This is a genomic window from Nitrospira sp., from assembly GCA_035968315.1.
Classification (GTDB): Bacteria; Nitrospirota; Nitrospiria; order Nitrospirales; family Nitrospiraceae; genus Nitrospira_D.
The window spans coordinates 84,372-107,954 of sequence record JAVYIN010000008.1 but is presented as its reverse complement, the minus strand read 5'-3'; the positions used below and the strand labels follow the sequence as shown (position 1 = coordinate 107,954).

Here is a 23,583-nt window from a genome sequence, read left to right as displayed (position 1 = left end):
TGTGGCCCGCATTGTAGGAGGGAACCGAAGGAGGCGCAAGGGCCGAGGGTAGAACCTCTAGGGGACTGCTAAGAGCGCCCTGCCACGTACCTTCTCCTTCATATCCCCCTCTATCCGATGATTGGTAACGGGGGGGCAGAGCGGGCAATACCATATCTGCCATGTCCTGATGGTCTGAACTACAGAGAAGATTGGGCCAGGGAATAGAGTAGCGTTTAATAGCTCAACGGAGGCGGAAGCCGCAGGATTTCAGCGGGCAGGGAATAGTCCTTAGCTTAGTGTGCGGCTTCTGGTTTCGTCTGAGGTTCTCCTTTCGGGGGGATTGTCAGAACCTCCCCCTTAACAACTCGAAAGACAAAAGTGTAAGGGAACGTGTCTTTTCCAACTTGAATTGGAAGCAGAACGCGGTAGTCCAAGCCGGTATGTGCCGTGACAAGTTTTCGGTTCAGATCATTGCAGACGTAGCCCTCTCTCGTACAAGGAAACATCGGCATTTGGGACCAGCCACCGTACTGGGAGAAGGTGACATTATCGCTAGAATATGCCATGTCGCTCAGTCTGCCTTTGCTAGGGATAACCGAGGGCGGTTGGGGAGAGTTTCTATCAACCAGTTTGACTCCACTATGAATTACCCTATGCGTTTGCCCGCCGATATCGACGTAAGCGGTTTCATCCCATAGAATTTTGAAAGGACCATCCACCTTATTGAGCAATTCAAATCCAAGCTGAGCATCTGGCCCAGTCCAGACAATCCGCAATAATTGATCCTCTGCCTGAAAGATTCTCCCCTTACCCGTGTCAACTTGAGATATCTTGAGTTCTCCGAATCGAGCTTGTGCGTCCTGGGGCCGCTGCACTTCAGATAATAAGACATCGTAATTCGCGAGGTAGGTTGGCTCTAATGCCCTAAGCCGTGCGCGTTCCTGCATGCGCTTCTGCATGTCATCGGCTGCATTACGGGCAACACAGCCAGAAGAAAATAGTATGAACGCTGACAGAAGAAAAAGTACGGCGGGACTTGGGGACTTCATTGTCAGTATCTCCTTACCATAGGTCTTTATCTTAGGGCGGAAATAGACTCGAATGGTTGAATAAGGAGGGGGAAACTTCACGGGCGACTCTTCTACCATAGCGATTTCTACAGGTCAACAAATCCCGCTGCCAGCCTAGTGAATCAGTAAAACATGGGCTTGCGTCCCCCCTGGAGACATGGTAATCACGAACTGTGGCTGATTGATTTGTCCTGAATCTTCCGTCTCGGATATCAGACTGCCCTTAGGCGCGGGGCGGTTGTGAGACGCTCCGGGAAGGGAGGATGCTGTATGACTCACAAGAAGCCACAGCCGGGACCAATCGCTTTCGTGAAGTACATCACGACAAGAACCGGCAAGGTGATCTACGCTGAGGACTACGGCCTGAAGGGTTTCCCCCTCAGACCGCGTCGCAAATCTCAGAAGTAGAACCTAGGATGGAGAAGCGGCCTCTTGGAGCTACCACTCTGGGAGGCCGTCTTCTTTTTCGCATAGTTGGGAAAGATTTTCAATTGGAGCGGCCTATTCGGTTCCTACTATCGCCATGCTCTGCTTTATTGATGTTCGCCTGTTGGCTCCAGAGAGTTAAAAGCCGTGGATTTCATTCATTCCTTAAGACCCCTACATAGGGGAAGGTGGGTTATAGAGTTTATGACCATCGCTCTGTGACCCTATCCCTTCCCATACATAGCCTCTCATAACCCTACAGGAATAGACCGACCAACAACCTCAAGAGAAGCCAGCCTCATGAATTCTCTCACTGTGTCCCTATGAGATGACGCCACAATCACAGCATCATGAATGGGAAGAGCCACGATACCCGCTCTTTGGCAGGAGAGTAGTACCTTGACCAGTACGCATGATTCCAAATACTGGAGGTAGTGACCGATTCCAGTTCCAAACAGGTGGGCGATGTTGGGGTGAGCCTGGCGAATGAGACCCACCACTGAGGCAAATCCTTTGGACCGATCTTCCTTACTGAACAACTCTCCAACGCCTTGCGGAAATCGTGAGCGTGTAGGGCTTTGATCAAACAACAAAGCACCCATGAGCTTCTTGATTCCTGGCCGTGATTCGATGGACAGACCTGGAATGTTATAGAGGTCATCCATAGTCGGCTGAGGCGCTTCAGCCACGATGTAGGCCAAGTGAACGATGATGGAACGGTAGTCCAGCTCCACGGTTCTTTCCTGATTGATCCGTAACACATAGGGTCGTTCCTTCTTCTTCACGTTCATCCAGAACCCACCCCACAACCGTCCTCCTGATTCTAAGCTGCTATGGGTGAACTTCCTCACCAAGAACCGCTGACGCTGATCGAATCGAGGGATGTTCTGACACTCAGGCGCAAGGAGATTCCCCGCCTCTTCAAGCATACGGTTGATGTGTTGCATGTGAGTTCGATACGTCACCGTCTGGTCTGTGTCCTGATATTCCACCAAGCCGGAGCGTTCATCTTCCTTGAGAATGATGACTTCCTGTTGATCGGTGAGGACACACACATCGGCTGGCCGTGTAACTCGGTACTGGCTTCGTAGGGCCTCCAGGTGTGGAGTCGTATGGAGTTCCGTTTGATTCTTTCGGCGAGGCCGATGGGCGGTGCTGAACCCAAACACCTTGGCATAGTCCCTCCCCCAGCGTTCGCCTAGACGTTGCTCAATCACGCCCATCGCATGCAGGTCATCGAGGACGGTCAAAAGCTTCTCATTGAAACAGGTGGGCCGATACCGACTACGAGCCGACAACCGTTTCTTCTCTCTGGTGATAAGGACGGCTTCCTGTCCGATGGAGTAGACATACAGGAGGTTGCTTATCACCGTCTCGATGATCTGTCGGTATGCCTGCAAGCGGTCGTCTGGAATGGATCGCTTGAATTGGTGATGTTGTGTCCATCGAGAGAAGATCTGATCTACCAGAACGGCAGCTTGCTGAGAGCCTGGGATGTAATAGAAGTTGAAAGGAAGGGTACGAGAATCATCTTCCTGTGAGGTCTCAACGGTCTCAGAAGGCCTTGAGCCGTTGATATGCGGTACTCCCCCTCGAAGTGCTGACTTCAATGCCTCCCGTTCTTGTTTGAGTTTCTTCACCTGACCCCATCGGCCTTCACGCTTGGCGGCTTGGATCTGCTTCGACTTTTTGGCGTATTGCTGTTGAATCATCGTCATGGTGTGTTTGGGTGTCCTTTTTTGAGATGGAGGAGATTCTTCCTCTTTGTTGTCTGGTGCTTGGCCACCGTTGCCGGTCGTTTCCCAAACCGATACGGATAGAGAGCACAGGCAACAACGGTACAGGCCTGAACTTCATGTGATGACCCACCAGAACAATCCAAACACTTCACCCGAATCGCTCTCAGAGGCGTGAGGAGTTTCCCCTTGTTGCTTGGGTCGGTGGTGGCTTCGTCTATTTGGATCTCTGTGCGGTGGTGGCGGTGGTGATGCTGTTCAACCTTCAATGACATCGTGTGCGAATCCTTTCTTGAGTAATTGAATACGTACTGAGCTAGCTCGCGTTTTGGACACGATCTCGCCTCAACCCATAGGAAGGTATGGGTCAGAATGAGATCGCTGTGAAAAAGGCTAGCTAGGTGGCCGGTATAAACATAGATCGCTGAGGGGATGGGTCGAGGAAATTAGCTTACGTCAGGCCTGCTCCTTCTTCGTCTTGGGAGCAAGCTGTTCATCCGAACTATCTTTCTCTCATGGTCAAGTTGTGCTGGGTAATCGACAAACCCAGCCACATAGTCTCGATAGAGTTTTAGAGACCGCCTCACCACCAACGAGATGGATGGTTTATCGTGTGGTGTATCCCCTGCTAACGCCTTCTTTAGGAAGGCCAATGCCTGTTCGGATTCATGGTCAGTCCTAAGGCGTCGAACTTCGGTGGTGTTTTTTGCCTGAAGTACGCATCGCCCATTGAGCGCTGGATTGGTAGTTGGGTTGTTGTCGCTGTTGTTACCGCTGCCGTTACCCGATGAAGAACGAGCCTCCAGCGAGGCCCAAGGATTGAGGGAAGAGGACATAGAGGACAAGAACTCCTTTCGAGGAAATTGAGTGTGTAAAAGGGTTAGGAGACAAACTGATGAACGGGGTGAAACGTGGTCCGTTAGCGAAACATAATACGAGGGGCATCACACAGAGATAGAATGAAACTGGAGAGAGATAGACTGAGCCCACCCACGATTCTGGGAAGGCCGTGGGGCATCCATTCGATACGCTGTGAGGCTGTGGCCGACAACCTTCAGTGGCCTTCTTAGGCCGTAGGAGGCTTTGTCTTGTTCTGGCTGCTAACTAAGCGTTAACGATTCGCTGAACGGTACAGTTCCCGATCCCCAACGTCTTGGCTATCTTCCGCATGCCCTCGCCTTTGGCTCTCAAAACGCGCACCTTGGCTTCTACAGCCGCACTAACACGGGGACGGCCTAGCACCTTGCCCTCTGCCTTCGCCCGCTTCAGACCGGCCCTGACACGCTCCACGATCATGCTTCGCTCAAACTCAGCGAAGACCCCCAGCATTTGAAACAACAGCTTCCCGCCTGGGGTCGTGGTATCGATCCCTTGCTTGTGGAGATAGAGGTTGGCGTGCTTGCTGTGGAGATCGTTGAGGAAGGTAACAAGGTCTTGAAGGCTACGGCCTAGCCGATCCACAGACCAAGCGGCCACCATGTCGAATTCACGGCGCACGATCCCTTTGCAAAGCCTGTCAAAGGCAGGCCGTCCCTCTCGCCCTTTCGCACCGCTGATTCCCTTATCAACAAACCGCTCTACCACTTCCCAGCCTTCTTTGATGGCTACCGCTTCCAGTTCCTTCAACTGATTCTCGACGCTTTGTCCGTCCGTACTCACTCGCGCATACAGCGCTACCCGCCTGGTCTTCTGAAGTCGCTGAAGCTCCATGGTGTGTCCTCCCTGTGTGCCGGGGACTGTACCATGCCTGCGTCCTGAAATCAACTGTATATAGGACATGCGTTTTGACACGCTCCACCCTGCATGGATGCAAGGGTTTGTGGGTCAGGATGTGGTGGGGTTATTAGGACAGCCTCAAAGGAAGCTTCCACATCCGCAAGGCTTGACCAGGTTTCGCTTTGGTCGGTGGTTTGAATTTGAATTCTCATTTGGGTGGGATGGATAAGACCAACACCAAACCGGAGAACAACTTTACCGAGGATCGGAAGTGAGAGCTATGGGAATCGCGGGTGAGGAGAGGACCGTGCAGGTTGTTTCAAGACAAGGGGTAGCTGTCCGAGACCGGCCACCCGGTCATGGGGGAAATTCAGGCGCGACGATCAGCGATATCCCCTCACAAATTTTTACTCCATTTTCAAAACTCCCCTCCTAGGAGGCCTTTGGAGCCACGATCTCTCCCCGATCCATAGGAAGGCATGGGTCGATAGGGGATCGCCTTAGAAACGCGAGCTATGTGCGTGGTGGATGGATTCCTGAGCCATATCCGTTCCACTTGCAGATAACCTCCCACTCAAGAAGGTCTTAAGCCGCTCCAGTTCATCCCGCCCTTTCGGGTTCACCAATACACACGACTCAGCCGGAAGCGTCGAGATATCGGTGTGAATATCATCGACCCAATACCAGGCCCGTCCGTTCAGTCGCTTGTGTGCACGTTCTAACCAGGCTTCCTTGTGTTGGTAGTTCATCCAGTCCCCGTATGTGGATTGCTGGATAACATCATCGAGGTAGAGGCCTCTGAGGAGTGTGTGGAGTTTCTCCCGATCCCAGGAGGTCAACCACACGAGATCGAAGGTCTGGACAGCCCAACGGAGCCAACTGGAAACGCCTGGTCTGAGCTGGAACTGACCGTCATACTCTCCAAAGAGAACGCCGTCGATGTCGTGGAAGAGGATAGGCTTCATGGAAACTCCCCGTTAAACACTCCCCAGACCTACGAAGGGCGGTCCGATCTAGTCTATCATCTGAGTCAAGTCATCCTTTGACGGGTGAGAGGGTTCTCTCTCGGCTACAGATGGGGCCTTAATTCGGAACCTATTGACCATGCAGGGATATTCGGCAAGTATCCCAATGAGATACATGAGCGTCAAGGTTTAGCTGGTTACAGACAAAGTAGTAATTCGGAACCCATTGACCGTGAAGGCAGATATCCAATTAGTATCCATTTCGATATGCCTCACCGAGGTTTGATCATCTACAGACAGAGTAGTAATTCCCTAAACCCGCCACATCCTCGCCCGATCCTCACACGATTCTATTTCTGATACGCCTCATCAATGTTTATTCCCTACATGGGGGACCACAATTCCGAATTCACTCCACTCCTTAAGATCCTCTTCCGAAACACCCAACACCGCCAGAGCTTCAAGGACGGTGTTTCGAGTCTGCATTTCTGTTTCCGGTAAGAGGTCCAAGGCTAGGACCAAGGTGTTCACCGCATTGGTTATAGCGTGCTTGGCTTTGACCATCGGGAAAGCGTTGTCGTTACTGTTACTGCTGTCCTGATTCATTTCCATGAAGCCTCCCAAGGTGTGAATGGGTGATTGAAGGTCTGTTGTTGCCGCTACTGGGAGGCAGCTATAGCAACGGAAGGAGAGCAAATGCAAGCATTACACCCGCAAGTGGATACAATCCATTTATGGAAGGAGAGAGTGATATTCTGCTTAGTGCTACACTTTTGCCTGTGGATCGGCTACACTTCCGCAACGATTCAGAAGGCACATCAGGTGGGGTGACTCGGTGGTATTCGTGGCTTCTCTGGTTAGGTGAATGGCACTATGGGCGGGTGGCGGTCGGATGCGTCAATAACAACAAAAACCGTTGCTTGACGCGGGGGTCGGGAATTCGGGATAATCACCGCTCCCCACGCATCTCGACGCCGAAGTGGTGGAATGGCAGACACACTGGTTTCAGGTACCAGCGACCGCAAGGTCATGCGGGTTCAACTCCCGCCTTCGGCACCACACCTTCTCTAAAACGGTTGTCTTGCTGATCCGATATCGGTTCAGCCTCTTGCCCCAACTTTTCCCGCAGCTGAACCTTCATCCATTTTCATTCAGGCGTATCCTCCTCTGGTCTCCTTTCGTTTGCCTATCAGTTCTCCGATATCGCATGAGCCGTCCGTAGGCAACTCTTGCCCACTCCTCGATGAACAGCAGAACATGGGGCTCCATTTCCTGGGACGCCTAGCGGAGTGATACCCGCTCAAGCTCTCTGGGAGCGGATCATCGCGGCTCTGCCGGAAGGCCAGGGCTGCCCTCCCATGGCTGTATGGTCAGTGAGTTGTCCGGGGGGGCTGCCAACTCACTCTCGTTTTCCATCCATCACCTCAGGTCATTTTCACGTATTTACTGATCGATAAGGCTCTGATTGTTTGTGAGAATATGGAGAAACATGAAATCGTGTTATTTCTGGACACTAATTCGTGTTCACGATATTGAGTAGAGCACTGGGGCAATATGGCCAAAAAGTAGTGGTTGCAGAGAACGCGGACAGCTCCAACCGCATAGGATCCGATGAAGCTCAAGGAACCAAAAGAACTGAACCGGATACGGGTTTTCCGTCAAGAATTGGGACTCTCCCAAAAGGCTCTGGCGGCGAACATTGGAACGAGCCAGCAGCAAATTCAGCGAATTGAAGCTGGTACACAATCGGTTCGGCATGACCTCGCCATCAAGATTTCCGCCGCCCTCGGCGCTCCGGTTGCCACGTTGTTTCCGGCAGTGAGCGAGGCGGCTCATACGATCACCTTCTCGAAAGCTTCCCCTGCTCGGGTCCCTGTCCAGGTTTCAAGGCGGATGCGGACAGAGTTGGCGGATGCGGCAGACGTGGAGGGCTTGGCACACCGACTCGATGCGCCCGCCATCCTTCCCCAACTGATCAAGAAGCTGGCGATCTGCACCCTTGTAGGGCTTGAAGAGATCCATATCGGGTCAGAAGATGGGAAACACGGATCTGTGTGGGACGGAGTCCTTCGGGTATCGCAAGGCCATGTCTTTGTTTCTCCAGGAGTTTCCGGCTGGGAGATGGGGACTCAGGAGCAGGTCGAAGAGAAGGCCGACGCAGATTATGCGGCAAGGGTGAACGAACCAGGCGTGGTGCAGCCGGCCCATAGCACATTTGTCTTTGTCACTCCGAGGCGCTGGGCGAACAAAGAAGCCTGGGCTCTATCCAAGCGACAGGAAGGGCTGTGGAAGGACGTTCGTGTTCTTGATGCCGATGATCTGGCGGCCTGGCTCGAGGCCTGCCCGGCGGTGCATATCTGGTTTTCAACTCTGATGGGCAGGCATCCCAGCGGCGTCATGGATATCCACAGCTTCTGGCACACATGGTCGGGCGCAACCTGCCCTGCGATAAGCCCGGAGCTGGTCCTGGCCGGCCGTTGGGAGTCCGTTGTGCCAGTGCATGAGTTCCTTCTGGCTCAGCCATCGGTCTTGGAGCTGCAAGCGGACACGAGAGAAGAAGCCCTGGCGTTTTTTGCCGCTGCCGTTCTGCGTATGGGAAATCCTGAAGAGCGGGAAGCCATTCTGGCTCGCGCGGTGATCGTCGACGATCCTGTGGCCTGGAGGCAGTTGGCTGGCTGGACCACTCCGCTCGTGCTGATCCCGCTTGTTCACGATCGCCATGCTGTGGCTGCCGCTCTCGCGAATGGCCACTCGATCGCGGTTCCGTTTGGGGGAGGCGAACGGCCTTCGCACGGTGCGATCATTCTTCCGTGGCTCAATCGAGAGGCAGCCAGCGCGATTCTCGATGCAACGGGTGTGGCTCCTCACCGTGCTGGAGAACTCGCGGCACTGGCGGGGCGAAGCCTGGGTGTACTCCGGCGAGCCCTGGCTGTTGACGCCTCTACCGTGACCCCGTTCTGGACGGAATCCGGCTCTGCGCGCATCTTGATCTCGGCCCTCTTCGCCGGGCAATGGAATGACCGCAACCCGGCCGATCAACAGGTGCTGTCTGCTCTGGCAGGAACCGCGTATGGAGAAGTGACGGCCCTGCTTCAACGCTGGGCCGGTGATCCTGATCCTCCGGTTCGCCTGGCCGGTGATATGCGGGTGTGGGCGTCCCTGGCGGATGGCTGGTGTCTCCTGTCTCGTTCCATATCGAAACAGCATCTTGAACGGTTGGAGTCTGTGGTGCTGGAGGTATTGGGGGAGCGTGACCCCGTCCTGACGCATTCGGGCGCACTCCGCAAGGGGCTGGCTGAAACGCTCGCGATACTGGGCTCGTGGAGTGAGGTGTGCCCGATCGATGATCGTGCGAACGGACAAGCCTGGGCGACGAGGATGCTCACGAAGCTTCTGTCCCAATCCGAGGACTGGTTTCTGTGGACATCGCTCTCCCCGCTCTTCCCCTGTCTTGCCGAAGCCGCGCCAGACGTCTTTCTCTCGGCGCTCGAACGCGCGCTCGCGAGCCCACCTACGCATCTGGGAACGATAGTCTCAGACGGAGATAACGCGGCACTGCACGCGCCTCCCTCGACGGGACTCTTGGATGCGCTGGAGGGGCTGGCCTGGTCGCCTGACTACTTCGCGCGCACCGCGTTGATGCTCGCGACGCTGGCGGGGAAGGGGCCTGGCGGTGGCTTGGCAACGGGGCCGCTCGTCCTTCTGCGCAAGGTCCTGCGTTGCGGCGGGTCCGGCACTGTTGCGAACTTGGACGAGCGCCTGCGCGTGCTTGATCTGATACGAACACGCGAGCCGAACGTGGCATGGGATCTTCTCGATCACTGTGTGCCAAGCAGCCTGGATCCTACACAGCCGGTCGTCAAGCCGCGCTGGCGAGAGTGGGGGGCGGAACGGAATCCCACGGCCATCTCTACGGAAATCCTGCGGGCTGCAGAGGAGATCGCTCAAAGGCAGCTGGATGATACGGGGACGGCGGGTTCCCGCTGGAAGGCCTTGATAGACCGGTTGCCGGAGGTGCCTCGATCAGTCGGTGAATCGCTGTGTGGCAGGTTGCTGTCTCTCGACCCTGGACTATTCAGTGAAGCCGATAAGAGTCTGGTGTGGGAGAGCGTGCGCCAGATGGTGTCATCGCATCGGCGGGATCATCGTGCGGCTGGAGCGCTTTCCCCCAACGTGGTTGACCGTCTTGTCGGGCTCCAGGCGAAGTTTGAGCCCCGCGATCCGGTCATCAAGCGGAAGTGGCTGTTCTCAGCGGAGCCCGAGAGTTCCTCCAAACAATCTCGCGAGGACTATGCCAAGGCGCTTCAAGAGGCGCAGATCAGCAGTGTGGACACGCTGTTTGCGCAGGGAGGATTACCCGCGATTTTATCGTTAGCTGATCAGGTGCCCTATCCGGAGAAAGTTGGCGCCGCTTTGGGCGCGAGTCAGGTGCCGGATGCATCCGAGGTAGAGATTCTGACGCAATGTTTAGGTTCCTCCAATGAAGCGCGCCGGCAACTGGGCAGGCACTTTCTCATCACACGCCGGGCGATGAAGGGCTATAACTGGGCGGTCCGTTTGCGCGAGGGGAGCGTCTGGCACACGTGGACTCCTGCGCAACGGGCGGATTATTTTCGATGCCTTCCCTTCCCGGACAAAATGACCTGGGATGCGGTGGACCGTGAAGATGATACCACCAGGCGGCTGTATTGGTCGCACATCGGCCCGCATGGGCACGGGCGGCTCGACGGGCAATTTCTTGAGCGGGTCGTCCAAAAGTTTCTCGACTATCGCCAATGGGAGTCGGCGATCGAGCTGCTGGTTCTCTCTTCAGAGGGCGAGTCCTCTCGCGTGCGTTCAGGACTTGCCGTAGAAGTTATGTCTCGCTTGGCGTCATCATCGCCTGGCGAGTTGGATTGGGGACGGCAGGGTCATCGCGTCGTCAGTCTGTTGAAGCAGATGGTTCGGTCCGGCGAGATTTCTGATGTGGAACTCGCACGGTTGGAATGGACGTTAAGGCCGTTTATTCGATGTGATCCGCGGCTCAGTCGAGTCGAGCGGGTGCTGGCCGAGACCCCCGCATTCTTCGTGGAACTATTAACCTGCACCTATGGGCCGGAACCGCACGCGATTCAGGATGCGACCCAGGCGCAGCAGCTCCGTGCCCAGTGCGGGGCTGATCTGCTGTCACGATGGCAGCAGGCGCCCGGACTCAATGTGGATGGGACGGTTTCAATCGAAACGTTGACGCCGTGGGTGTCACGCGCTCGTGAATTGGCATCCAGTCTTGGCCTCCTTAAGGCGGCTGACTATCAGATCGGACGGGTCTTGGCGCATTATCCTCCAGGTGAGGACGGGGCCTGGCCCCATGAAGCGGTTCGGAACCTCATGGAGAAACTGGCCAGCGAGGAGATGGAGGCAGGGCTCAGTCTGGGCCTCTCCTTCCACGGCAATGCGGGTCGCGAAAAGCGGAGTGAATGGAAGGTGCAAGCTGATCGGCTTCGTGAATCCGCGCGCCGGTTACGCGAGGGATGGCCACGTACGTCGCGCCTGATGGCGAAGATCGCAACCTCTTATGAAGATCGCGCGTGGCGCGAAGATCTGGCGCAGGAATGGGGCTCTCCCTCGTGGAAGCTCTAGCAGGATGCTGACAAAGTCCGCCAACGGCGTTCTCGCGGCGCTCAGAGGCTCTCCGTACATTCGTCAGTACGCTTCGCCTCTTCGCTTGCTGCGGCCTTGCTGGACGGCCTTTTTGATCATCCTGCGATTGCTCTGAACCGCTCCCGTGTCTGATCCATTCATCGATGCTGAGCGTCTCTACCAGAGAATTTCCGCAGCCTGCTAGGGCTTTTCTTCTCTCGATCGACTGCCGTGAAGCCGGTAGTCGCCCGCCTTTCCCGGGGTTTCCTTTATTCAGATCCTCGATTATCTGCAGGCGAATGGATCCGAAGCGCTCTCTATTGGGAATGATCGGCGAGTTTGCGGTGTGAGCTAAGCCTGGTCAGTCGGCTGTGCAGTGCGTTGAAGTCGTCGAGGAGTTCTATCGTGGAATTCCGCAGGAGCGGCTCGATGGCGCGCGCCCCCTGTCCTCCCACCGCAATAGACCAGCGGCTGGCGAGCCGCTCGAGGTTCTTGAGGTGTTGAAGTGCGGCCGCTTCTGTTTGTGCATCGGTGAGAGAGAGCAGGACGAGATCGGGAGTGATCCGCTCGCAGAATGACAGAAGCTCTGACGTGGGCAAATTGGGGCCCAGGTAATACACCTGGCAACCATGAGAGGCGGCAATGTAGGCGGCGGCTTGCGCGCCAATTTCATGAAGCTCCCCTTCAGCGCAGGCGATCAAGACGCGGGGCCCTAATTCATTGACCGGCATTTGATTCATGACGGAGAAGAGTTTTTGCTGCACGAGTTTTGTCACGTAGTGCTCGATGCCTACCTTCAATCTGCCTTCATGCCAGAGCTCGCCAATGCGGCGCTGCAGTGGCAGTAATATTCGGTGAAGCGCCTCTTCAAATGGTATGACGGCCACCGCGCCGTTGAGCTTGCGCTCGAATCCTGCCTTGTCGAGCGGGTCAAGGGATCCAATCAAATCATCTAGCAGCCGCTCATGCGGTTTTTCCTCCTGGGGAGAAACCGGCGTGGCGATGCGCATGCGCGCGACCAGGGCATCATGTCCCTCCGCTGCCAGTCCCCCGATCGTTGCCCCTTGTTCCATTTGATCCTTCACGAAGCGAAGGAGTGCCACTTCTTCGTCGCTGTACTCCCGATAGCGATTGGAGCTTCGCGAAGGTTTGACAAGCCCGTAGCGCCTCTCCCAGACACGAATCACATCCTTCGAGAGGCCTGTTAGTTTCGCAACTCTATGAATTCTATGGAGATTCATTATTATTTTTTGATTATATTTCAGCGTCCAATGTTTGTCAAATAATTTATACAAAAACACTTGACACATTGGACATCATGGTTTATACATTAGACATACATGAAACAAACATTGAACATAAATCCTATGGAGGTGATTATGGCAACAGCATCGACGCAGCAAGGGAACGGGAATCATCTGCAGCACCGGGCCGTCTCTTTGGCAGGCCACCCTGAGTCGATGTGCGTCAGATGCGGCGGATTCATGGTGAGTGACTTGTGCATGGACCTCCTGAATAGCACCGGCGAACTCGCGTTTGCCGCCAAGCGCTGTGTGCAATGCGGGGAAGTCGTCGATCCCGTCATTGTGCGCAATCGGCGAGTCCGGCTGGAGTCAAGGACGGTTCGGTCTCAGGGCACATTGGATCAATCGAGGGAGTGGCAGGTTCGGTCGTAACAAGGGTCTCAATCGGCCAGGGTGTTCCTGGTGTTTCCAAACCAAGGAGGTTTCCAATGCGGAGTCAAACAGTTCTTCAGGTGGGATTGGGAGTGGCGTTAATGACGGGAACTCTATCCATGGCGGCAGCAGCAGATTCGTCTGCCGGCGACAAGGATATGGTATTGATCCCCAAAGGTGAGTTCACCATGGGGAGTCGCGAACATGCCGATGAAGCGGCGCATCAGGTCGTCCTCGATGCCTACCTCATCGATAAGTACGAAGCGTCGAATGCACGGTACAAGGAATTCATGAAAGCTACCGGCCATCCGGCACCGGCGTACTGGGACGATCCCCGTCTGAGCAAGCCTAACCAGCCTGTGGTCGGGGTGAGCTGGGTTGATGCTGACGCATTCTGCAAGTGGGACGGCAAGCGCCTTCCGACCGAAGCGGAGTGGGAGCGGGCTGCCAAAGGCCCGGATGGCGATAACCATTATCCCTGGGGCCACAAACTTGATCCCAAGAAGGCCAATTATGGACAGAATGTCGGTCGCACCATGCCGGTTGATTCCTATCCGGAAGGGGTAAGTGGATTCGGCGTCTATAACATGGCCGGCAATGTGTTCGAGTGGGTCAATGACTGGTATGACCCGAAGTCCTATAACGAGAGTCTTGCGCTGAACCCCAAGGGGCCGGACAAGGGCTACAACTTTGCCAATCAGGGTCCGGTCAGGGTGTTGCGCGGCGGCTCCTGGCTGGCTCCGGAGACATCCTTGCACACGAGCCATCGGTTCTGGAATCAACCGGAGAACAACTCCTATGGAGTAGGACTCGGATTCCGTTGCGCCAAGTCGGCACAGACGATTTCCGACGAATCCATGCAGACCGGTCGTGATGCCTTCATCCAGGCTCTCGTCGCCATGGGGGCGGAGAAGAACGCCGATGCGATGGCTTCCATCGAGAAGGCGCTGGCTGCTGATCCGGGGAACAAGGAGTACTTGGCCACCCGTGATCTGATCAAGAAGAGCATGAAGAAGAAATAGCAGCAAGGCCGTTGGGGGGGCGGCATGGCCGCCCCCCAGAAAGTCTGACTTCCTGGCAGGAGACCTGAGATGATCGAGCGTTTCAGGACGTCGCGTTCATTGAATGGTGAGCAGGTTGTGGCGAAGGTGCGATTGCGACGGAGGCGTACACATGACACGGGACACCACTATTATTCTTGGAATGGTATTCAGCGCACTCATGGGAACCGGCATTGGATTAGCTGGTCCCATCGATCCGGCCGGCCACCCGCATCCGGACAGCGCGAAAGCGGTGCATGACGCCGAGCACGAGGTGGACCATGCCTGGGAGGTGTATCATCGCGCGGCCTTAGGAGGCACCGTAGCCTCGCCCGCGCTGCAGGCAGAAATCGAGGAGCATTTGCACGAGGCCAGAACCCTCATCCCTCAGGCCCAAGAGGCAGCCGAGCGGGGGGACAAGCGCCAGGTGGAGCGTCTTGTCGGCCAAGTCAAAATCCATACGACCCACGCCATCGAGGGGAGCAAGGAGCAGAAGAAATGACACGAGCCTTGAGCAGGAACACAGCTCGCTGGAATGTGGCTGCAGGGATCATGGCCATTGTCTGTGCCGTTGGGCCATCGACTGTCGTGGCGGCGGCCCCGGGGTCAAAAGACCTTGATCCGGTTCCCATGGTGACGATTCCTGCCGGAGAATTTTTAATGGGGAATCCAGAGGGAAAGGGCCGCGCCGATGAATGGCCGCAACGATCCATTTATCTCGATGCCTTTGCGATCGATCAAGTCGAAGTCACCAATGAACGGTACATGGCCTTCGTCGCCGCGACGGGCCATCGCAATCCGCCGAATCCGTACGGCACGGGGCCGCTCTTGTCCGCGAAGGGTATCGAGCAACTCCCTGTCGTTCAGACGACCTGGTATGACGCCAAGGCCTACTGTAGTTGGGCCAAAAAGCGTCTTCCGACAGAGGCCGAATGGGAGAAGGCGGCTCGTGGGACCGATGGCCGTTTGTTTCCCTGGGGCAATGAACCGGCGACGTTGAGGCGCGCAAATTTTGATCGTGAATGGGATGAGGAGAAGACGCTCCACCCCGTCGGCACTCTGCCTGAGGGAGACTCCCCTTACGGAGTGAAAGATATGGCCGGCAATGCGAGGGAGTGGGTGTCCGACTGGTACGATGCGGATTACTACAAGCATGCGCAGGACCGAAATCCGCAGGGTCCTGACAAGAAGGGTGTGGTGCGATCGATCCGCGGCGGCTCGTGGCATAGCCCGCTGGCCGACATCACGACCTCCGCCAGGGGCCGCGGGGGGGTTGCGCTTCAGACGCACGGCACCGGCTTTCGCTGTGTTCGTAGCCTTGATGAAGAGGTTCGCCAAAAATAGCCAGGGCGGCGCCGCGACTCCGCACGGCGTCTCTCGCTGAGGTGGACGGGCTCCTCCCTCTGGAGGAACCTGTCCCCTTGGAGGACATGGAGCAGGAGTGGTGTTGTGGGAGCTACGGGGAGGACGGCAGGATCACGATCATGGGACCGGCAATATCAGTGGACATTATGAATGGACGCGGAATGGTTTTCGATGCGGTCTGGTTGATGCAGGAGAAACGACGATGCGCATTGTGATGACTGGCGGAACGGGATTCATCGGCCGGCCCCTGTGCCTGTTGCTCTGTGCGGAAGGCCATACGGTCACACTCCTGACGAGAAGGCCGGTAGAAGCCCAACGGTTGTTCGGCCCCGCTGTGACTGCCGTTGAGTGGAGTGGGCGAGAGGCCGGGTTGTGGGAGCAGGCGCTCGAAGGAGCCGATGCGATCATCAATCTCGCCGGGGCTCCAATCGCCGAAGCCCGCTGGACCCCTGCGCGGAAGCGCCTCCTCACCGACAGCCGTGTGCGGACTACCCGCCTATTGGTCGAGGCCCTATTGCGCCGGTCTTCAAGACCACGCACGCTCATCAACGCGTCCGGTATCGGCTACTACGGGGCCAGCGACGATCGTGTGCTGGATGAAGGCGCGGTGCGCGGCCAAGGCTTTCTGGCCGATCTCTGTCTGGAGTGGGAAGCCGCGGCTCTTGCCGCTGCATCGTATGGCACGAGGGTGGTTCTTTTGCGGACGGGCATGGTCCTGGAACAGGCCGGCGGCGCGTTGCCGAAGATGCTGCTGCCCTTCCGGTTGTTCGCGGGAGGTCCGATCATGCCGGGAACCCAGTGGGTCTCCTGGATTCACCGGCGCGACCACATCGGCTTGATTCAGTGGGTCCTCAGGACCCCCACGGTGTCTGGTCCCGTTAATGCTGTGGCACCGACGCCGGTGACGATGAGCGAATTCAGTATGACTCTTGGTAAGGTGTTGCACAGGCCATCCTGGTTTCCGGTGCCGGGCCTGGCGTTGAACGTGGCGCTTGGTGAGCTGGGAACGCTGATGACGACAGGTCAACGAGTGAGTCCGGCGAAGGCGCTTTCCGGTGGGTACGTCTTTCAATATCCGACGCTGGAGACGGCCTTACGGGCGATCCTTGCAGGCTAGTGTGCAGAAGCTGCGCACGGAAGCAGCGATCGTCGATGGTTATTCACAAGGAGGGAGACCGATGAAGATCACAAGTACTCATATTGTGACGGTATTAATGATAGGGCTTTTCTTCGCGGGGGCCGCCGGGGCGGCCGACCAGCCCGTGAGTTCGGCGCCCTATGCGCATGGGGATGACTCGTCTTTGCCCAACGGCGTGATCGGCGTGTCACTCCAGGTCGGGGCTGAGCGGATCGGTGATCCGGCGGTGCTCTACGTCGGGATGGTCCATCCGGAAGGACCGGCTCAACAGGCAGGGCTCCGTCACGGGGATGAAGTCATGACGGTGGATGGGACTCCCGTGACGGGAAAGACATATGAACAGGTGGTCAAGATGATCCGGGGTCAAGCGGGAACCGTCGTGAAGTTGGGGGTGAAGGGTGAAGGAGGCACTCGTGAGCTGTCCATCACGCGTGTCGCCAGCGACAAGCTGCCGAAGGGCCCGATGAGTTCGCATGGCGGGTCCGGCAGATAGGAGGTCTCATGGTCCATCGTCTGGCATGCATGGCGCTGTTCGGGCTGCTGATTGGTTTGTGGGGAGGGGCGGCATTCGGTGAGCCAGGCAGTGCGGCTCCCTCACAGGCGCATTCCAATCTGGCACGCACGAATCTCTTTTTAGCGGCCGGCGATTATCGTCGTGCGCTTGAAGCCTGTCAGCGGGCCATCGACGAGACGCCATCGGCTGCCAGCTATATCCACCTCACGTATGTCTATCAGGCGATCGATGCCTATTTGGAACATCTGTCCCGCGAAGAGCAGTGGATAGCGGTTGAGCAGTTGTATCTCAACCTGGCGTACCGCGACACGGAAGACCTGGTTGACCCTCCGGGGGGACTGGCCCGCATGGCCAAGGAGATGATCCAGGCCGGTGTGCGGCAACAGTCCGATGTCAGCGCGGCGATGGCCAATCGTTTGAACAAGGCCGAGTCCGATCGCCTCTGGGTGGAACAGACGCAATGGCGGGCGGCGAATCCGAAGAGCTGGTGGCAGCGCTTTCCCACAGCCTGGGTACGATAGGAGGCGAAGATGCGAGCAAGACTGGCGGGCGTGGATATCCAACTGCTTGGCGGATTGTTCCTGTTCGTCGGCACCGTGGATCTGATCGTCATCGTGCTGTTTCCCGCCTATGCGCTCAAGCTGTTCGGGACGACAGTGGCAGGGTCCGTCTCGTTCCTGGTCAAACTTCACTCTCCCGCCGTGCATCTGTTGATCGGCTACGGGTTTCTTTGGTTGCGGCCCTGGGCATGGGGGTTGAGTCTGGCCTATGCCGGGTTCGGAATCGTGAGCGAGGCGATGAATCAGGTGGCATTTGGATTTCATATGGTCCGGTCAGGATTCATGGCCACGACTCTCCTGTTTGCCCTGTACCTCATCTGGCGGCGATCCCTGTTTGCCGATGCGCCCCGGTCCGTTCACAAGCCGAACCCGGCATCGCAGGAGCTGTTCTGATGCGCGGCCTTGTTTGGTTCAGACGCGATCTTCGAGTGCACGATCAGCCGGCTTTGACGGCCGCCTGCGAGGCCTGTGGAGAAGTTATTCCGCTCTTTGTCTTTGATGAACTTCTCTTGCAGCCGCTTGTCTTCGGGGCCGCCTGCGTGAATTTCATGCTGGGATGTCTCCGGGACCTGTCGGCATCGTTGGCCGGTCTGGGCCTCACGCTGCGATGGCGTCGGGGCGATCCGGTGGAAGAAGTCGTTCAAGCGGCCCGCGAATGGAAGGCCGATGTCGTCTATTGGAACCGTGACTATGAACCGGGGGCGATTGCGCGGGACCGGGCCCTTCAGCACCGATTGGCACAGATCGGCGTGGTCGTCCGCACATTCAAAGACCATGTTGTGTTTGAGGCGGAAGAAGTCCGAGGCGTGACCGGCGAACCGATGCAACGATACAGCGCCTATCGCACCCGCTGGTGGGCCAAGTGGCAGGCGGCGAAACCCTCGCCCCTCCCGATTCCCAGGGCCATCACGGCTTCAAAGAATCCAGAGCTCCCTGCCTCTTCTCCCCTTCCATCGGCGGGTGAATTAGGGTACGACCACGTGGTGCCCTGGATTGAGCCGGGAGAGGGGCAGGCCCGGAAGCGGTTGCAACGGTTTCTCCGTGGCCCGGGTCACACGTATGGTCAGGGCAGGAATCTGCCGGGCATCGACGGGAGCTCACAACTTTCCCCTCATTTTCGTTTTGGAACTCTGTCGGCCCGCACGGCTATCCATACGGCCTTGGGCGGTCTCACACAGGGAAGCCGGGTATCGAGGGCGGATGTCCTGATCTGGATCGATGAACTGGTGTGGCGAGAGTTTTTTCAGCAGGTGCTCTCGGCCTTTCCCCGTGTCGTTGAGGGTCCGTTCCGTCCCGTGGCAGTCCCCCTGTCGCGGGAACCGGGTCCGGAACGGGACCGCCTGTTTCAGGCCTGGTGCGAAGGGAAGACCGGGTATCCGATTGTGGATGCCGGCATGCGGCAGCTGAATCAGACGGGATGGATGCACAACCGTGTACGGATGATTACAGCCTCGTTTCTGATCAAGGATCTGCGGATCGACTGGCAGAGTGGCGAGCGGTATTTCATGCAGCATTTGCTGGACGCGGATGTCGCTGCGAATAACGGCAATTGGCAATGGTGCGCCTCGACCGGCACGGATGCGATGCGCGGGTACCGCATTTTCAACCCGGTGCTCCAAAGCAAGAAATTCGATGCAGAAGGACAGTATATTCGTCTCTATGTGCCGGAGTTGGCTTTGCTGTCGAATAAGTGGATTCATGAGCCGCATCTGATGCCAGCGAGCGAGCAGGGACGTGTCGGTTGTCGGATCGGGGGCGAGTATCCTGCACCCATCGTGGATCATCGCCGGGCACGCGAGGAATATTTGAAGATGGGCACACAACGGGTAGGATCATGACAACCGCACCGCTCCGTCTCGGGATCAGCCGCTGTCTTCTCGGAGACGAAGTCCGGTTTGACGGGGGCCACAAGCGCGACAACTTTCTGACCGATGTCTTGGGCCCCTATGTGGAGTGGGTTCCGGTCTGTCCGGAAGTCGAGGCCGGACTGGGCACTCCGCGGGAAGCGATGCGGCTGGTCGGCGATCCTGCTCATCCCCGGCTCCTGACCATCACCAGCGGGAAGGATCATACTCGGGTGTTGGAGAGGATGACCGCGAAGCGCCTTGAGGCGCTTGGGGATCTGGACCTCTCTGGGTATGTGTTTAAGAGGGGGTCGCCAAGCTGCGGCGTCGAGCGGGTTCGCGTCTATACCGAACAGGGGATGCCGAGCCGAAACGGATCCGGCATCTTCGCGCGGGCCTTTGTCGAACAGTTCCCGCTGATTCCTGTCGAGGAGGAAGGGCGGCTCTGTGATGCGCCGCTCAGGGAGAATTTTATCGAGCGCGTATTTTGTTACCGCCGGTACCAGGATCTGCTTCAGAACGGTGTGACGAGGCAGGCGGTGGTCCGGTTCCACACGATTCATAAGTATCTGCTCATGGCCCATAGTCCGCAGCATTACCAGGCCCTCGGGCGGCTGGTCGGCCAGGCGGAACGGCACCGGCCCAAAGAGCTTGCCCACCGGTATGGCGACCTCTTCATGAAAGCGTTGGCCATGAGGGCGACGGTGCGGAAACATGTGAATGTGTTACAGCACATCCTCGGATATTTCAAAGACCACCTTGCCGCGCGGGACAAGGCGGAACTGCTGGGTGTGATCGGAGACTACCATCAAGGGTTGACGCCGCTCATTGTGCCCCTCACGCTGATCAAGCATTACGTCCACCTCTTCGAGGTGCACTACATTCGCGACCAGGTGTATCTGAATCCGCATCCGAAAGAACTCATGTTGCGCAATCATGTGTAACTGAAGATAGGGGAAAGGGAGAGACAAGATGGGAACGGCAATCAAGGGAGTGATTCTGGTCGGGCACGGCGGGATTCCCAAGGGGTGTCCGCAGGAATTGGTCACAAAGCTGAAACGGCTGGAAGCTCAGCGGCGCGCGGCCAAGCAACCGCCTTCGGCTGAAGAGCTGGAGCTTGATGCCAAAATCCGCCAGTGGCCGAGGACACCGGAGACGGATCCGTATCAATCGGGACTGGAAGCGGTGGCGGCTCAGTTGCGAGCCAGCCTGGGAGATGTGCTCTTTGCCGTCGCGTACAACGAGTTTTGTGCCCCGACGCTGGAAGAGTCGGTCGAGGCCCTGGTCAAGAAAGGGGCGACGCACATTACTGTGACGACGACGATGTTCACGCCGGGCGGGTCGCACTCGGAGGTGGAGATCCCAGAAATCCTCGACCATTTGCGGCCGCAGTATCCGGGGGTTGAACTGCGGTATGCCTGGCCTTTTGATCTCGGTCTCGTGGCCAGCACATTGGCGGAACAGGTGCGGCGCTTTTCTTAGGTGGCCTTGCCGCGGCTCCTGAAGACCGCCCGCTCACGAGAGTGATGCTATCTGTGGCCTGGGCCGTGTACAATACGCCCCGTCATTTTCGTAGACAGAGAGGGAGGATTCCGTGCGGGACCAACTGGCGAAAGCATTTCATGACACGCAGTCATTCAAGTGGGATCCCCAAGGTGGGTTCAAGCTGGCGTCCGGACTCACGAGCCCGTTCTATGTGGACTGTCGCGCCTTGATGGCTCATCCTCGGGCGAGGCGTTTGGTGGCGCAGCTAGCGTATGATGCGCTCAAGGGCGTTGATCTGGATTGTCTGGGAGGGTTGGAGATCGGGGCGATTTCCATTGCGACGACGATTTCCGACTATGCCTATGCGGCCCAGCCGTCACGGGATTGGCGGACATTTGTGGTGCGGAAACAGCCCAAAGATCACGGGTTAGGCAAGTTGATCGAGGGGGCGTACAAGCCGGGCGATCGTGCGTTGATTGTCGATGACGTGCTGACCAGCGGTGGGTCTCTGTTGAAAGCGGTGACGACTGCGAGGGGGGCTGGGCTGCATGTCACGCACGCGCTGGTGATTGTCGACCGCCACGAACAGGAGGGACGCAAGAAAGTGGAGGCGGAAGGATTGACCGTCGTGAGCCTCCTGACCATCGACGATCTCATGCGGCATCAACCAGGCAGGACATAAGGCCTGTGCCGTCTACCGGCATTGGAATTGAATCCCCCACCGGCGCTCACGAACGGCTTCCTGCGCCCCTTCCACTGCACCGGCAATGCGTGTGCGTCCTTTGGTTTCTCCTTCGCGGATGATGGTGTAGGGTCCGTGGCATTTCTCTTTCATCAGCGCGAAGGCTTCTGTTCTGGAAGCGGACAGCAGGGCTCCCTGTTCGCCTTTGAATGGGTAGACGATCACGCCGCCGTTCTCGGATTCTTGCAGGAGCTTGGCCCCATCCGCGCATCCGGCGAGGAGGAGCCCTCCGATGAGCCCTGCTGCTCTTGACCAGCCGCTCAATCTCTTTTTAGGATGTTTCGAGGCAGTAGACGAAGCTCTGCAGTCGTCATGAGACAAGGAGGTGACAATGACGCGTTTCATAGGGGCGCTCATGGGAATCACGCTTATGGCCAGCCTGGTGCTGGCTGGAACGGGGTGGTCTTATCATTCTTATCTGCTCTCCGTCCAGCAGCTGCAGGCGGGTCTTGCCAAGGCGCCGTCACCGCAGAAGAAAGGATTTGTTCTCGTGGATGTTCGGACTCCAGACGAGCATCGGGCGGGCATGATTCCCGGGACGGATTTCAATATCGATTTTCCTGAAATCAAGAGCCGTCATCGCGAGTTGGGTGTTCAGCTGGACGATCATATCGTGGTGTATTGCCAGTCCGGACATCGCAGCAACATTGCCGCCGAGACCTTGGCGGATTTGGGGTATCGGCATGTGTATAACGTCGACGGCAGTATGAATGCCTGGACAGAGGCAGGATTTCCCGTCGCTCAACCAAACCGCTAGCGTTTCCCCGCCTGCCCGGTTGACGAGGCCGGTGGTTTTCTCGGGCTGATGCCGATCACCGCCGGCAGAGGGATATGCGGGGTGGAAGTTCCTGCAAACCATTCCTTCCAGGAGGCTCGCTGCGGGTGAGGCGTTCCCTGTGTCCAGAGGGAATCGGATACGAGGAGATCGGAAGACGATCCTCCATCCATGGCCATGGCAGTGCGGATGGACGGAAACGCGTCACGAAGACATTGGCCGACTCCGTGCAGGCTGACTAACCCCACACTCTTGAAGACCAGTATGTGGCCATTGCGGGTTTCGGCAACCAATGTTTGATAGGCCAGCTTGCCCGTCTGCCGGACCCGAATCGTTCCGGTCCGATCGAGGAGCATGAGGGATTGGGCCGCTTCGCGATAGGGCGGCGCGCTTTCCTGAAAGGGATCGCGTGCCAGATCGAGGACGCGGGCGTTGGGTTCTGTCGTGGGCTGTGCCGGTTCTGCGACAAAGAGTCCTTGCCAGGTCGTATGGCGGCGGCTTCCCAGTGAGTGGCCCTCCTTGAACAAGAGACCCAGATACGCGAAGTTCTCGCGAAAGAGGCCGGCGTTGAAGAGCACCGTGGCCTGTGTCCGTTTCTGCCACTCTTCAATGGTGGGCGGATGGGCCAAACCCTCCTGGGCATAGTAGTGAACGGAAAACCGGTAGCGCTCCGGATCGGCGTCCACGACGAGCAGGGAGTCGATGTCGGGACAGCGTTCTCTCGGTTGCCAGACGGATACGGCCAATCCGTCGCCGAAGGATTCCCACTGGAGGTCTTGTGCAAAGGCCTCAGGGGCGCCTAGCAATCCAAGAGCGCTGGCCAGGATCAGACGGATGGCGAGCTGGCCTCTGTTTCCGCTCGCGCGGCGCCGGACGGGTCTGCGAAGGATGGTTGAGGAGAATGAAAACGGGCGATGGATGCTCATGCCG

General features: G+C 57.3%; 22 protein-coding genes and 1 tRNA gene. 15 read left to right on the top strand and 8 right to left on the bottom strand.

Annotated elements, in window-relative coordinates:
- Window positions 1-275: 275 nt before the first annotated feature.
- The 5 genes from RI101_12995 to RI101_12975 form a co-directional block, all read right to left on the bottom strand.
- Window positions 276-1,031: a hypothetical protein gene (locus tag RI101_12995; GenBank protein MEC4890964.1), complete on the bottom strand. Its 756-nt coding sequence runs from the start codon at window positions 1,029-1,031 to the stop codon at window positions 276-278.
- Between the two features lie 695 nt (window positions 1,032-1,726).
- Window positions 1,727-3,196 carry a hypothetical protein gene (locus RI101_12990; GenBank protein MEC4890963.1) on the bottom strand — a complete coding sequence of 490 codons (1,470 nt, stop codon included), beginning with the start codon at window positions 3,194-3,196 and terminating at the stop codon, window positions 1,727-1,729.
- A 1,122-nt stretch (window positions 3,197-4,318) separates the two neighbouring features.
- The gene (locus RI101_12985) at window positions 4,319-4,924 is read right to left on the bottom strand and encodes a recombinase family protein (GenBank protein MEC4890962.1); all 606 of its coding nucleotides are present in this window, start codon (window positions 4,922-4,924) and stop codon (window positions 4,319-4,321) included.
- 506 nt (window positions 4,925-5,430) lie between these two features.
- Window positions 5,431-5,895, bottom strand: coding sequence for a hypothetical protein (locus RI101_12980; GenBank protein ID MEC4890961.1), 465 nt, complete (start codon window positions 5,893-5,895; stop codon window positions 5,431-5,433).
- 369 nt (window positions 5,896-6,264) lie between these two features.
- Window positions 6,265-6,507 carry a hypothetical protein gene (locus tag RI101_12975; protein MEC4890960.1) on the bottom strand — a complete coding sequence of 81 codons (243 nt, stop codon included), beginning with the start codon at window positions 6,505-6,507 and terminating at the stop codon, window positions 6,265-6,267.
- A 361-nt stretch (window positions 6,508-6,868) separates the two neighbouring features.
- Between RI101_12975 and RI101_12970 the strand changes: the two genes are divergently transcribed.
- Window positions 6,869-6,954: transfer RNA gene (locus RI101_12970), tRNA-Leu, on the top strand.
- 552 nt (window positions 6,955-7,506) lie between these two features.
- The gene (locus RI101_12965) at window positions 7,507-11,514 is read left to right on the top strand and encodes a helix-turn-helix transcriptional regulator (GenBank protein MEC4890959.1); all 4,008 of its coding nucleotides are present in this window, start codon (window positions 7,507-7,509) and stop codon (window positions 11,512-11,514) included.
- 317 nt (window positions 11,515-11,831) lie between these two features.
- On the opposite strand, the gene RI101_12960 is transcribed toward RI101_12965, so the two are convergent.
- A complete protein-coding gene (locus RI101_12960) occupies window positions 11,832-12,824 on the bottom strand; it encodes a MerR family transcriptional regulator (protein ID MEC4890958.1) in 993 nt (330 codons plus the stop codon).
- 69 nt (window positions 12,825-12,893) lie between these two features.
- Here RI101_12960 and RI101_12955 point away from each other — a divergent pair, with 69 nt between their 5' ends.
- From RI101_12955 to pyrE, 12 genes are all read left to right on the top strand, one after another.
- Complete coding sequence (locus RI101_12955) at window positions 12,894-13,190, top strand: hypothetical protein (protein ID MEC4890957.1); 297 nt, start codon at window positions 12,894-12,896, stop codon at window positions 13,188-13,190.
- 56 nt (window positions 13,191-13,246) lie between these two features.
- A complete protein-coding gene (locus tag RI101_12950) occupies window positions 13,247-14,212 on the top strand; it encodes a formylglycine-generating enzyme family protein (protein MEC4890956.1) in 966 nt (321 codons plus the stop codon).
- A gap of 151 nt (window positions 14,213-14,363) precedes the next feature.
- Window positions 14,364-14,732, top strand: coding sequence for a hypothetical protein (locus tag RI101_12945; GenBank protein ID MEC4890955.1), 369 nt, complete (start codon window positions 14,364-14,366; stop codon window positions 14,730-14,732).
- On the top strand, window positions 14,729-15,574 hold the full coding sequence (locus RI101_12940; GenBank protein MEC4890954.1) for an SUMF1/EgtB/PvdO family nonheme iron enzyme: 846 nt from the start codon (window positions 14,729-14,731) through the stop codon (window positions 15,572-15,574). Before RI101_12945 ends, RI101_12940 begins: the two co-directional genes overlap by 4 nt.
- Window positions 15,575-15,797: 223 nt before the next feature.
- On the top strand, window positions 15,798-16,712 hold the full coding sequence (locus tag RI101_12935; protein MEC4890953.1) for a TIGR01777 family oxidoreductase: 915 nt from the start codon (window positions 15,798-15,800) through the stop codon (window positions 16,710-16,712).
- Between the two features lie 61 nt (window positions 16,713-16,773).
- Window positions 16,774-17,226: a PDZ domain-containing protein gene (locus tag RI101_12930; protein MEC4890952.1), complete on the top strand. Its 453-nt coding sequence runs from the start codon at window positions 16,774-16,776 to the stop codon at window positions 17,224-17,226.
- A gap of 8 nt (window positions 17,227-17,234) precedes the next feature.
- Complete coding sequence (locus RI101_12925) at window positions 17,235-17,768, top strand: hypothetical protein (GenBank protein MEC4890951.1); 534 nt, start codon at window positions 17,235-17,237, stop codon at window positions 17,766-17,768.
- A 9-nt stretch (window positions 17,769-17,777) separates the two neighbouring features.
- Window positions 17,778-18,200 (top strand): hypothetical protein, encoded by a 423-nt coding sequence (locus RI101_12920; GenBank protein ID MEC4890950.1) that lies wholly within the window; start codon window positions 17,778-17,780, stop codon window positions 18,198-18,200.
- Window positions 18,200-19,645 carry a deoxyribodipyrimidine photo-lyase gene (locus RI101_12915; protein ID MEC4890949.1) on the top strand — a complete coding sequence of 482 codons (1,446 nt, stop codon included), beginning with the start codon at window positions 18,200-18,202 and terminating at the stop codon, window positions 19,643-19,645. Before RI101_12920 ends, RI101_12915 begins: the two co-directional genes overlap by 1 nt.
- The gene (locus RI101_12910; GenBank protein ID MEC4890948.1) at window positions 19,642-20,595 is read left to right on the top strand and encodes a DUF523 and DUF1722 domain-containing protein; all 954 of its coding nucleotides are present in this window, start codon (window positions 19,642-19,644) and stop codon (window positions 20,593-20,595) included. Before RI101_12915 ends, RI101_12910 begins: the two co-directional genes overlap by 4 nt.
- 28 nt (window positions 20,596-20,623) lie before the next feature.
- Complete coding sequence (locus RI101_12905; GenBank protein MEC4890947.1) at window positions 20,624-21,133, top strand: CbiX/SirB N-terminal domain-containing protein; 510 nt, start codon at window positions 20,624-20,626, stop codon at window positions 21,131-21,133.
- 112 nt (window positions 21,134-21,245) lie between these two features.
- Window positions 21,246-21,818 (top strand): orotate phosphoribosyltransferase, encoded by a 573-nt coding sequence (gene pyrE / locus RI101_12900; GenBank protein ID MEC4890946.1) that lies wholly within the window; start codon window positions 21,246-21,248, stop codon window positions 21,816-21,818.
- 12 nt (window positions 21,819-21,830) lie between these two features.
- On the opposite strand, the gene RI101_12895 is transcribed toward pyrE, so the two are convergent.
- The gene (locus tag RI101_12895) at window positions 21,831-22,223 is read right to left on the bottom strand and encodes a hypothetical protein (GenBank protein MEC4890945.1); all 393 of its coding nucleotides are present in this window, start codon (window positions 22,221-22,223) and stop codon (window positions 21,831-21,833) included.
- Here RI101_12895 and RI101_12890 point away from each other — a divergent pair.
- On the top strand, window positions 22,210-22,635 hold the full coding sequence (locus RI101_12890; GenBank protein MEC4890944.1) for a rhodanese-like domain-containing protein: 426 nt from the start codon (window positions 22,210-22,212) through the stop codon (window positions 22,633-22,635). The two genes, RI101_12895 and RI101_12890, sit on opposite strands and share 14 nt — an antisense overlap.
- Here RI101_12890 and RI101_12885 read toward each other — a convergent pair.
- Entirely contained in the window at window positions 22,632-23,579 is a 948-nt protein-coding gene (locus RI101_12885) for a hypothetical protein (GenBank protein ID MEC4890943.1), read from the bottom strand. The genes RI101_12890 and RI101_12885 overlap by 4 nt on opposite strands.
- Between the last annotated feature and the right edge of the window lie 4 nt (window positions 23,580-23,583).